6 protein-coding genes and 1 tRNA gene are annotated in these 12,305 nt (G+C 48.0%); 2 read left to right on the plus strand and 5 right to left on the minus strand.

From position 1 onward, the window contains the following. Position 1 precedes the first annotated feature (1 nt). The 3 genes from gltX to ON05_RS06125 form a co-directional block, all read right to left on the minus strand. Positions 2-1,456, minus strand: coding sequence for a glutamate--tRNA ligase (gltX, locus tag ON05_RS06115; RefSeq protein WP_010468162.1), 1,455 nt, complete (start codon positions 1,454-1,456; stop codon positions 2-4). 104 nt (positions 1,457-1,560) lie between these two features. Further along, positions 1,561-1,634, minus strand: a tRNA-Asp gene (locus ON05_RS06120). Between the two features lie 94 nt (positions 1,635-1,728). Then, positions 1,729-2,076, minus strand: coding sequence for a hypothetical protein (locus tag ON05_RS06125; RefSeq protein WP_010468166.1), 348 nt, complete (start codon positions 2,074-2,076; stop codon positions 1,729-1,731). 375 nt (positions 2,077-2,451) lie between these two features. Here ON05_RS06125 and ON05_RS06130 point away from each other — a divergent pair, with 375 nt between their 5' ends. Further along, positions 2,452-3,567, plus strand: coding sequence for an extracellular solute-binding protein (locus tag ON05_RS06130; protein ID WP_010468168.1), 1,116 nt, complete (start codon positions 2,452-2,454; stop codon positions 3,565-3,567). Here ON05_RS06130 and ON05_RS06135 read toward each other — a convergent pair. After that, positions 3,564-4,241 (minus strand): hypothetical protein, encoded by a 678-nt coding sequence (locus ON05_RS06135; protein WP_010468170.1) that lies wholly within the window; start codon positions 4,239-4,241, stop codon positions 3,564-3,566. The genes ON05_RS06130 and ON05_RS06135 overlap by 4 nt on opposite strands. Positions 4,242-4,843: 602 nt before the next feature. Here ON05_RS06135 and ON05_RS06140 point away from each other — a divergent pair. After that, positions 4,844-10,966: a hybrid sensor histidine kinase/response regulator gene (locus tag ON05_RS06140; protein ID WP_262561275.1), complete on the plus strand. Its 6,123-nt coding sequence runs from the start codon at positions 4,844-4,846 to the stop codon at positions 10,964-10,966. A gap of 56 nt (positions 10,967-11,022) precedes the next feature. Here the strand turns inward: ON05_RS06140 and larC are convergent, their stop codons facing one another. Then, positions 11,023-12,258: a nickel pincer cofactor biosynthesis protein LarC gene (larC, locus tag ON05_RS06145; RefSeq protein WP_010468174.1), complete on the minus strand. Its 1,236-nt coding sequence runs from the start codon at positions 12,256-12,258 to the stop codon at positions 11,023-11,025. Positions 12,259-12,305: the final 47 nt, after the last annotated feature.

Raw genomic sequence — 12,305 nt, forward strand, 5'->3', positions numbered from 1 at the left:
CTTATGCACTCGCGATTTCTAGCGCTTGTTGGAGGCGCTTGAGATCTTCTCCCCGCTGATGGAGCAGTAACCAAGACTCCATCAAATCGGGACCCTTCATATCGCCAGTGAGTGCAGCACGAAGCGATCGCATCACCAATCCCTTCTTCAGCTTGTTGGCCTTCACCGTCGAATTAATAAAGGATTTCGCGGTCTCTGCCGACAACTCAAATCCTGCCGCCGCCAGTGGGTCAATCACCCCTTGTAAAGCCACAGCAACCCCATCTTGACTCAACTGCTTCTGGGCATCCTCACTCCAGGTCAATTCACGAGTAAAGAGGAATTGCGTCATCTCCGCCGCATCCTTGAGTCTGACCAAACTCGGCTGAATCAAGGCCGTCACTTGGTCGAGCCAAGGCCGATCGGCCACCGGGTCAAAGTCATATTTCGCAGCTTGCCAATAGGGCATCAACGCCTCAGCTAACTCCGCCAAAGGCAGCTCATGCAGATATTGACTACTGATCCAATCCAATTTATCCCAATCAAACTTAGCCCCCGCCTTATTCACCCGTTCAAAATCAAACTGAGCCGCCGCATCACTGAGACTAAAAATCTCTTGGGTCGCATCAGGCGGAGACCAGCCCAATAAGGTCATATAGTTCGCCAAGGCCGGGGCCGTAAATCCCATCTCCTGAAAATCAGAAATAGACGTCACGCCATCCCGTTTCGACAGCTTCCGTCCCTCCTTATTCAGGATTAAGGGAGTATGAGCAAATTCAGGCACCGTACCGCCAAAGGCTTGATAAAGCAGAATTTGTTTGGCCGTATTAGCAATATGGTCTTCCCCTCGGATCACATGGGAGATGTTTAAATCCATATCGTCTACCACCACTGCCAAATTGTAGAGGGGTTGGCCCACTTCCCCAGAGGCCGTGGCTCTGGCAACCACCATATCGCCGCCCAAATCCCTTCCTTGCCAGTGCATAGGGCCACGAACCAAGTCCTTCCAGGTAATGGTCTGGTCATCTTCAATCTTGAAGCGGATCACCGGCTGACGACCCTCAGCTTGGAAGGCTGCTTCTTGCTCTGCCGTTAAATTGCGATGGCGATTGTCGTAGCGAGGGGCTTCATTCCGTTCTTTTTGAGCCGTTCGCATCTCATCCAGCTCTTCAGGTGTGCAGTAGCAGCGATAGGCAAGTCCTTGATCGAGCAGCTTTTGAATCGCATCCCGATATAAGTCCAAGCGTTCGGACTGGAAATAAGGACCCTCATCCCACTCCATTCCTAGCCAGCGCAACCCTTCCAGAATATTCTCGGTGTATTCCGGTTGCGATCGCTCCTCATCCGTATCTTCAACCCGCAGGATGAAGGTGCCCTGGTGATGGCGAGCATATAGCCAATTAAAGACTGCAGTTCTAGCAGTGCCAATATGGAGGTTCCCCGTTGGACTAGGGGCGATACGAACTCGAACGGTCACTAAATCTCTCGGTTACATTACAGATTCCATCCTACCGATAAAGCCACCCGAATAGAGATCCGAAAATCTCCCAGGTGGCTTCATACAGAAATATGGGACGAGAACGGGACTGACGGGATTCGAACCCGCAACTTCCGCCGTGACAGGGCGGTGCTCTAACCAGTTGAACTACAGTCCCTTGCGTTGAGCAATCTTTATTGTGCTTACAGAAACGGCATTTGTCAAACAAATCGTATGAAATGCCAGAAAGTTATCCTGCTGAGAGGATCAAATTAGTGAACACGTTGAGCAATAAGCTGCTCCTCTAACGCTGCAATACGGTTGTAAGCAGCGGTCAGTTGAGCCGTCAATCGCTGAATCTGAATTTCAGGCGTGATGGGTCTCTCACCATGCTGCTCTCTCGAATCAAAGGAGTTATCTTCTGCCAGCACATCCTTATGGCTCAAACTTGGGCTGGTATGTAGCGAAGATTCATTAATGATGGCCCCAGGGAGCGGACGTTGGTGCGATTCTTGCTGAGAAAGGGTTGACGTCAGTTTATGATCAAGCTGCTCGATCACCTGGTGCAGGGCATCAACCTTATTACTCACCAGGGTGAGTTGTTCTTGCATTGGATCCATGGTCTTTCCCTACTGATTTGACTTTATTCCATGTTAAGGATTTTTGGAGGTAAAAGGAGTCTTTATGAAGGCACAAAACGGAATTAAATCTAAAGTCTCGTCGCCATAAATTGGGTATTAGATCCGCATTTTTACCTATTCGACATCACTAAATCCTTAGAACATCTACTGGGATTGAAAGTTGAGTACTTCTATTTTCAAAAAACTTACAGAAAACATCATTCCATGTTTGTTGAACCGGGACTCGAATAGTCATAATTCGTTAGAAAATAAGAGCCACTTCCCTGATGGCATGCATTATCGACCGTTTGAGTCCTCTAATATAGGTTTCTAATCCAGCAGCGTTATCCTAATAGAGGTGATGAATAAAAAGTGATGGATCGACGTTCTTTTTTACAGACCTTAGGTGCAGTAACCTTGAGTCAATTATTAGGGGCCTGTCAACAGAACAACCGCACCGGATTACAAGTAAATTTGTTGCAGAAGACCCTACCCCCTCAATTGGTAGATAAATTCCGCTCAAACTCAAATATTCCTTTACAAATTTCCCTTAAATCCTCTACCCAGGAAATTTTTACTCAGCTTCAAAAATGGCACAAAGAAGAGCATAAACAAGAGGCTGAGAAATTGCCTCCAGAGGATAAGCCCAAACTCCCATCCCGATTAGCCAGCCTCGGAGATTATTGGTTACCCCAAGCGATCCAGCAAAACCTAATCCAACCCCTATCCGTCGATGATCTGAATCGATGGTCTGCCTTAGCACCTCAATGGCAGCAGCTCGTTCGTCGCGATCTCCAGGGCAATCCCAGCACCGAAGGCAAAATTTGGGGGGCTCCCTATCGGTGGGGGGCCACCATGATTGCCTTTCGAAAGGACAAATTCAGAGATTTAGGATGGCAACCTCAAGATTGGTCAGACTTATGGCGCTCTGAACTGAAGGGGCACATTAGCCTCCCCGATCAACCCCGAGAGGTCATTGGTCTTACCCTCAAAAAACTGGGCCAGTCCTACAACTTAGAGGATTTAGACACCATTTCAGAACTCCCCCAAACCCTTAAGGAACTGAATGAGCAAACCCTCTTTTATGCCTCTAGCCAATATTTAGAGCCCCTAATCTTGGGAGATACCTGGGCTGCAGTGGGATGGTCATCTGACATATTACCCGCTCTAGCCCGAGAACCTGATTTGGACGCAGTCTTACCTGCATCTGGCTCAGCCTTGTGGGCGGATCTATGGGTCCAGGTCCAACCAAGTGAAACGATTAATCAATGGATTAATTACTGGTGGGAAGACACCGTTGCCAATAATTTATCCAAATTTACAGATACCATCTCCCCGCTGTTATCCACCACACTTCCGGTCAAGTCGCAAAGCCATCGACTCATTGCCGCTCCTAAGCAGTTCGAAAGGAGTGAGTTCTTGTTACCCCTCTCGCCCTCCACCCTGCAACAATACGAACGTCTGTGGCAAGCTATGCGAATACTAGTCTAAAACACACTTCGAGGATAATTTGGATTTAACCAAAGCTGACAAGGTAAAGCCTGGGTGGACTTAGGATCTGCATAGTCCGGAATCGGTTGAGATCGTTCATCCAGCATGTTGGGAATGAAATGTGGATCGCTTTGAGCAAAGTCACAGGTATAGGCCCCTAAGACAAAATCTTGGGAATCTAGCACCATCAGCTGATAGCCAAAATTGCTAGCATCGGCCCCAAACTTGAGCACAAATGCATACCGTTCAAAGTAAGTATATCGAGTCCATAATTCGGGTCGAACCCTCACATTAATTTGTTGGTTGCCCACCTGCCCAACCCCATAGGCTTTCCAGTCCGAGACTAACTTTTCTCCGAATTGCTCATTGGTCCACCAAAGACTGGGCACTGTAAACCCTTTTTGGGATGGGGTATCTGCAGAAATAATCGGCCCATCCGGACGATTTTCGATCAAGGTTTGTAATTCCATTGGTAGGGCATCCGAGACCGGTTGGCGACGGGGTTGAGCTATGGCAATGTCGCTGATCAAGTGAGTCAAACAGACCATCCCTCCCCAGCAGCATCCCATCATGCCAGCCCTCAGGCCCAGTCGTGGGGTCCCAAGCTGAAGCTTACGGGATGCCTGGCGGACGGTAGCTAGCCGACCTTTCAGTAGGAGGAATAATCTTGACATTACCTCAACTCTTGGGATAGTAGGGTTGAATGCACTTCCAATCCCGAAATATCGCCATAAAACAACAGCCAACTAGGCTAAAGACGCTTGTGATCAATAGTGGCCAGTTAAGGCTTAAAAAGTCAATGCAATCCATCTAAATACTTTAGTCAATCCTTCAAATAGACTAAAGCATTTAGAAATTAGCCAGATATGTGATGCGATCAAGAACCGGGTGCAATCCACTCATAGCCACCATTACAAGAAACAAAAAATATCAGTCCCTGATACAAGGAAGCTGCTTTTTAACTAGCAGGATACAAAATAGGGAAGCAGAAACGAATACAGAAATATTTTAATCGCCAAAGAGTAATAATCACAAATATGCATAAGTCTACCTCTATTACCCTTCGGCAAAACTAGCAGTTTTCCCCCTACAAAAGAGTAAGTTTAACTGACCAGAAGGTCCAATTATCCCTTTTGGAGATTGGCCTCCAGCCCAGTGGAAACTATTTTTGGTAGTCGAATTTTATTTTCTTAAAAATATTCAAACAAGGGGACCGAAAATGATACAGTTTTTTTCTGGAAATGAAAATATTTTCTTGATCTAGATACCATTATTAATGGGCATATTCAATATATTACATTCCTTCAAAGCTAACGACAGCTCTAGCATCTGTGAAGATACTATCCATGCGTTTAACGATGGCCTGACCATGACGGTTGACCCCATCACCCTAAGTCGATACCAAATTCTAGAGCAACTATATGAAAGCTCTAGGACATTGGTTTATCGCGCCCACAATCAGGTCACTCAGACGGATGTTGTCCTTAAGATACTTAAGACGCCTTACCCCACCGCTCAAGAATTAGCTGAATTCCGACATGAATATGAGATAGCCCGCAAGCTTGATGTCCCTGGAGTCGTTCAGCCGACTGCGCTTTTACCTTATAACAACGGCTTGGCGATTGAGATGCCTGACTTCGGCGGGATCTCCCTCTCCGATTTTGCAACCCCTTCGACCGAGCATGGGAAGCCCCGTTCTCCCATGGCTGTCCATATATTTTTAGATATTGCTCTTCAGTTAGCGAAAGCGTTAGAGAATCTAAGTCAGTATCAGATTATTCATAAGGATATTAAGCCTCACAATATTGTTGTCCACCCTCAAACATTAGAAACAAAACTAATTGATTTCAGCCTGGCATCTCTATTGCCTCGAGAAAGCACCGCTTTACTGAGTCCTAAATTGCTAGAAGGAACGCTACTCTATCTTTCTCCAGAGCAAACGGGACGCATGAACCGGAAGGTGGACTATCGAACAGACTTTTACTCTTTAGGCATTACGTTTTATGAGTTGCTAACGGGCCAACTCCCTTTTCAGGCCCAAGATCCAATGGAATTGGTACATTGCCATATTGCTCAGGTCCCTGTTGCGCCGATCGTTATCAATCCTAATATTCCCGAAGTCCTCAACCAGATTGTCCTGAAGCTGATCGCTAAAATGGCTGAGGATCGGTATCAGACCGCCTATGGGCTCCATTACGACCTAGCCTACTGCCGTCATTTACTGCAGGAGCAAGGGCAAGTGAGTTCTTTTGCCCTTGCTCAAGGAGATCAACCGACGGATTTTGTCATTCCTGAAAAATTGTATGGCCGAACCCAAGAGGTTGAGATATTACTCAATACCTTTGAGCGGGTTGCTCAAGGGGCCAGCGAACTGATGCTGGTCTCAGGGCATTCTGGTGTTGGCAAAACAGCCGTAATTAGCGAAATTCATAAGCCCATTGTTCGGCGACGGGGCTATTTTATTCAGGGCAAGTTTGATCAACTGCAGCAGAGCATGCCCTTCGCGGCTCTGCTACAAGCCTTCCAAGATCTATGTCAGCAGTTATTGATGGAAAGCCCTGAGAGCGTCAAGCAGTGGCAAACCAAAATCCTGACTGCAGTGGGTGACAATGGCCAAGTCATTATTGATGTAATCCCTGAAGTAGAGCTGCTCATTGGTCCCCAAACCCCTGTGGCTGAACTCGAGCCTGGACCTACTTTAAATCGATTTAACCTTGTTTTTCAGCAGTTTTTCCAGATCTTTCCGGGGGTCGATCATCCTCTGGTTCTCTTCCTAGACGATTTGCAATGGATTGATTCTGCCTCCTTAAAGTTCTTGCAATCTCTGTTAGAAGAGTCAGAACGAGGGTATCTATTGCTGATCGGGACGTATCGAGACAACGAAGTTTTGGACGCTCATCCGTTGATGCAGACCCTAAGACGGCTCGAACAATCAGAACTCACCATCAGTCGGCTCCATCTAACAGCTTTACAAGCCAAGGACTTGAATGCACTGATCTCAGACACCTTGGCCTGCTCACCAGAGCAAACCTGTACCCTCTCCCAATACTTGTTTCAGAAGACTCAGGGGAACCCCTTCTTTAGTCGACAATTCTTGCAAACGCTGGAGAAAGAACAGCTGATTCGGTTTAACCAAACCCTGCGATCTTGGGAATGGGATATTACTGAAATTCAGGCCTTGGCTCTGACAGGGGATGTCGTTGAATTTATGCGACGTCAGTTACTCAAACTCTCGCCAGAAACGCAAGAAAGTCTCAAACTCGCGGCATGCATTGGTAATCGTTTTACCTTGAAGACTTTGGCCATTGTCTCTGGCACTAGCGAGGAGAAAACTGCCCAAACTTTATGGGAAGCTTTGCAGGCTGGTTTACTTGAAGGTATTAAAAATGTCAATCTGACAGAACAAATCCAAGCGGCTGTAGACGAGAATCAACCTCTATCAAGAGAGTCTCGAACATCAGGATTAGCCCCATCCATCAGCACCTATACATTCCTCCATGACCGGATTCAGCAAGCGGCTTATTCCTTAATTCCATCGGGACAAAAACGAGCCACTCACTTAATGATTGGTCAACAGTTACTCAAGCTAGTTCCGGAGATGGAGCGGGATGAGCAGATCTTTGAGCTAGTCAATCAGCTCAACCGCGGGGCGACTCTGCTGCAAACATCAGAAGAACAGGTGAACCTGGCTGAACTCAACCGAGTTGCAGCCAAAAAGGCACGGACCTCTACTGCCTATGATCTCGCTGCTGAATATGCCTCAATGGGCTTGACCCTTTTGGGGAAAGACGGATGGCAGCAGCACTATGATCTGATGCTGGCCTTATCTGAGCTGGCCGCGGAAGCGGCTTACTTGCACAGTGCGATTGGGACCATGGAATCATTGGTCGAGTCAATTCTTGCCCATGCCGCTCACCCCCTCGATCAGGTGAGGGCGTATGAAATCCAAATCCAAGCCTACACCTCCCATAACCGACTCTTAGACGCTCTCTCTACAGCCCGACAAGCCCTGGCTCGCTTTGGTATCCATTTCCCAGAATCACCTCAGCCAGAAGATATCCAAGCTGCCTTTCAAGATCTTGCCCAAGAAACGGCACTATTCAACGTTGCAGAGTTTGGCAACTTGCCAGTGATGTTTGAACAACAGCAGCTTGCGGTGATGGGAATTGCGGCCAGTATGATCCCAGCAGCCTACATTGCTGCACCTGATTTATTTCCCTTAGTGACGGTATTGGGGGTTAAAACCAGCATTCGCCATGGCAACTCCCCGCTGGGGGCTTTCTTTTATGCCACCTACAGTATTTTACTCACAGGGGTGTTGCAGGATATTGACCTGGCAACAGAGTACAGTCACTTGGCACTCCAGGTGATGGAGAAGTTTGATGCCAAACCCGTTCAGCCCGCTGTCCTATATAGCTTGGGCGCGTTTGTTACTCATGATTCAGTGCATCTCCAAAATGCGATCGCACTCCTGCGCGAGGGCTATCAAATTGCATTGGACACAGGCAATCTGGAATTTGTCGGCTACTGTGCCAAAGACATTTGCCAATATTCCTATTTCTGTGGTCAAGACTTAGCTTCCTTAACCTCGGACATCCAAGCCTATGTCAAGATTCTAGACAAATTTCAAATCGCCACCACTTCCTCTTTTACCCGCCTGTTTTTGCAAGTGGTCCTCAATCTGCAAGGCCAAAACCAAAATCCTACAGCGTTAGTGGGCAAAGCCTATAACGAAACTGATGTCTTGCCTCAGATGATCAGTAACAGCAATGTTGCGGGGCTGCACTTTTACAGTGTGCATAAACTTGTTCTGGGCTATTTATTCCAAGATCGCGATCAGCTTCAGGCTCTGGCAGATCAGGCTCGTTTCTATCTAGACGGCGGTCCCGGCTATTTTACGGGAACGATTTATCACTTTTATGACTCCTTAGCCTTATTGGCCCTCGTGCCCACCGGATCGCGTATTTCCGAATCGTGGCAAGACAGAATTGAGCAGAACCAGGCGTACCTGCTGCGACACGCTCAATATGGCCCCATGAATGTCCAGCATAAGTATCATTTAGTGGAGGCGGAGCGCTATCGAGTTTTAGGTGCCCATCTTGAGGCGATTGATGCTTACGATCTCGCTATTGCCTTAGCAACAGAGCATCATTTCACCCAAGAAGCCGCCCTAGCCCAAGAACTTGCCGCTCGGTTTTATTTGCAATGGGGCAAAACCACCATTGCCCAGACCTATATGGTGAATGCCTATTACGCCTACGAGCGTTGGGGGGCAATCGCCAAGTTAGCAGACCTGGAACGTAACCATGCCCAGTTACTCGCCCCATTCCTGAATAGTGGCTTGCGCATTCAGGCGTTAGAGTCCTTTAGCTTAGCCCGAACCCAGCCCACCCACTCCAGCCACCAAGGTGGATTTAAAGGCCTGGACTGGGCTGCAGTCATGAAAGCCTGCCAAGCCCTATCTGAAGAAATTGAAATCGAGCGACTCCTGGCCACCACAATGCAGGTGGTCATCGAGAATGCGGGTGCAGAGCGGGGCTGTCTGTTGTTATACCAAGACCACCAGCTCTGTCTAATGGCTCAATATCCGGAGCAGGCAACCCAGTTGCCCATTTCTTTGAACCATGTGGGGATTAATGGTCATTTGCCTCTATCCTTGATTCACTATAGTGAACGAACCCGAGAAACCCTGGTTATTCAGGATGGTCGCACAGAAACCAAATTTGCCGGTGACCCTTACCAAAGTGATCGAGCCCCTTTGTCTCAACTGTGCATGCCGATTCTGCGGCAAGGGGATCTAGTTGGATTACTCTATCTAGAGAATAATTTAACCCCTGGAGCGTTCACCTCCAATCACTTAGAAGTACTCCACCTGCTAGCCGCCCAAGCCGCTATTTCCATCGATAATGCCCAACTCTATGCCTCAGTTGAGAAAAAAGTCGCCCAACGGACCCAGCAACTCCATACAGCCCAGCTCGAAGCCGAACATGCCAATCAAGCTAAAAGTGACTTTCTGGCTAGCATGAGTCATGAATTGCGCACTCCCTTGAATGCAATTTTGGGATTTAGCCAGTTAATGGCCCAAGATGCGAGATTACCGCAGCATCTGGATGAATCTCTCGCCATTATCAATCGTAGTGGTGAGCATTTACTCGATCTGATTAACGATGTATTGGCCCTCTCCAAAATTGAAGCTGGAAAAACCACCCTTCAACTCGATACCTTTAACTTCCATGAATTTTTACAGGCCATTCATGGCATGTTGCAGCTTAGGGCTAAATCTAAGAACCTAGACTTTCAATTCGAACAATCCCCTGATGTTCCTGAAGTCATTCAAGCGGATGAGCGCAAACTGCGCCAAATTCTGATTAATTTGTTAGGGAACGCCATTAAATTTACGGAACAAGGGCGGGTGACATTGCGAGTCACAAACGCCCACTCAGAATCAGAGGAATTGACTCCCCCAGATATTTATGTCCTCCAATTTGAAGTAGAAGACACAGGAGCTGGAATTGCCAAGGATGAACTCGATAGCGTTTTTGAAGCCTTTGTCCAAACCCAATCAGGGGTCAAATCCCGACAGGGTACTGGCCTAGGGCTCCCCATAAGCCAAAGCTTTGTGGAGCTGATGGGAGGCCAACTCCAGGTCCGCAGTGAAGAGGGCATTGGAACTTGCTTCTTTTTCAACTTGCCAGTGTTGGTCACGACCACCCCAGTCATCCATAAACCGTCCCAGCAGAAAATTCTCCGGTTAGCTGAGGATCAGCCGATTTACCGCATTTTAGTGGTGGAAGACCAAGCCGATAACCAACGCCTCTTGATCGATCATTTATCCCCCCTCGGTTTTATGGTGGCTGCCGTCAATGACGGTCCATCAGCCATTGAAAGTTGGCAGTCTTGGCGCCCTGATTTAATCTGGATGGACATACAGCTACCTGGGATGAATGGGCTAGAAGTTGCCAAAAAGATCAAGGACTTAGCCGCCGCTAGTAACAGCCCTCCGCCCATCATCATCGCCCTTACCGCTAATGCATTTGATGATGTTCGTATTCAAGCCCTGGCCAATGGTTGTGACGGATTTGTCAGCAAGCCTTATATTTTGATGGAGATATTGGATTTAATGGCTGAGAAACTCAATCTCAGCTGGATTTATGAAGAGTCGACCCCTGTTCAGCCTCAGACCATTCCCTTACGAGCCCTTGACCCTGAACATCTCAACCGACTGCCGCTCACTTGGCGAGAGCAGCTCAATCAGGCTGCCCTATTTTTGGATGAAGGTAAAGTGGTTGACCTTATCTCAGAAATTGAACCGAACCATCAAGAAATTGCCGCAAGCCTCTACCAACTCGTCAAGGACTATCAGTTTGAAAGACTGATTCATTTAACTGAGTCTAGCTGAGGTGAACCGCTCTCACCGTCCACCTTTTTCAAGACATTACACCTATTAATTGCGGTTTACTTTGCACCTATAATTTCTGACTGCTGATACCAAGCTACTAAAGCAGCCTGATGAACCCGTTGCCAAGATAAATGATGCGTTTGGGCTATCTGAGCACAGTCTTCATATTCGGGCTGAACGTTGACCAGCTGGTGATCATGATAGGCCAGCTTAATCTGGACTGGACCATAGGTCGTGTCAATCGTTTTAATGGCTCGTTGGAGGGCGGTGCGTTGCTGTTGCGATCGCCGAATACCCAGGGTACTCGTTTCTTTAAATATCACCGTTTCACAAGCTGAGACGGTTTCAGGGGGGCAAATTACCGTCAATAGAATGCCGGGGCGGGATTTCTTCATACCCACTGCCTGGGTAAACACATCTAAGGCCCCAGCTTGAAACAGGGCATCAAAAACATAGCCAAAGACTTGGGGGTTGAGGTCATCGATTTGCGTCTCCAGTACAGCTACGGTTTCAGGGTGAGTCGCTGAAGCTGGAGATGCTGCCGATTCCCCCAGCCAAATGCGGAGGATATTCGGTAAAGACAAGTCCAGGGTGCCTGCCCCCAAACCGATCTGGTGGAGAGACAGGGGGGGAGGAGGACCAAAAGTTTGAGCCAGGGTGGTTGCGATCGCAGCTCCCGTTGGCGTCACCAATTCCTTATGAATACCATTGTCATAAACCGGTACTTGTCGCGTTTGCCAAAGCTGTAAAACCGCTGGGACTGGAACCGATAATTTTCCATGAGCTGCTTTGACTGTCCCGCCTCCTGTGGGGAGGGCCGAACAGAATATCTCTTCAACCCCCAACCAATGTAGACCTATGCAAGTGCCAACAATATCCACAATGGCATCCGTGGCCCCCACTTCATGGAAATGCACCCGATTGGGCTCAATTCCATGTACCTTCCCCTCAGCAAGGGCTAAATTTCGGAAAATATCTAAACTCCAGATTTCTACCTGCTTGGGCAATCCCGCTCCCAGAATCAGACGTTCAATTTCCGGCAAATGTCGGTGGTGGGAATGCTGATGTTCCCCTGACGGCCCAGGCTCAGCTCCCAGCTCAACTCGAACATAGGTGGCTTGTTGGCTTTGTCGGTGAACGGAACTGACCTGTAATTCAAATTCTTGCTCAATGTCCAAACGCCTGAAATAGTCTTGGAGTAAGGAAAGGGGCACCCCCAAATCTAAGAGCGCTCCCAAGCACATATCCCCGGCAATGCCTGTAGGGCACTCGAAATAAGCTAGTTTGGTCATAGAGGGCAGTCCCCGCGCGGGAGCATCGAATTTTAGTGTACCTGTCC

This window comes from Acaryochloris sp. CCMEE 5410 (genome assembly GCF_000238775.2).
In the GTDB taxonomy this organism is placed as follows: domain Bacteria; phylum Cyanobacteriota; class Cyanobacteriia; order Thermosynechococcales; family Thermosynechococcaceae; genus Acaryochloris.

What these genes read in the sequence shown, in the direction of transcription:
- ON05_RS06125 (WP_010468166.1), bottom strand. Translation starts at nt 2,076, where the DNA reads ATGGATCCAATGCAAGAACAACTCACCCTGGTGAGTAATAAGGTTGAT.
- ON05_RS06135 (WP_010468170.1), bottom strand. Translation starts at nt 4,241, where the DNA reads ATGTCAAGATTATTCCTCCTACTGAAAGGTCGGCTAGCTACCGTCCGC.
- larC (WP_010468174.1), bottom strand. Translation starts at nt 12,258, where the DNA reads ATGACCAAACTAGCTTATTTCGAGTGCCCTACAGGCATTGCCGGGGAT.
- ON05_RS06130 (WP_010468168.1), top strand. Translation starts at nt 2,452, where the DNA reads ATGGATCGACGTTCTTTTTTACAGACCTTAGGTGCAGTAACCTTGAGT.
- ON05_RS06140 (WP_262561275.1), top strand. Translation starts at nt 4,844, where the DNA reads ATGGGCATATTCAATATATTACATTCCTTCAAAGCTAACGACAGCTCT.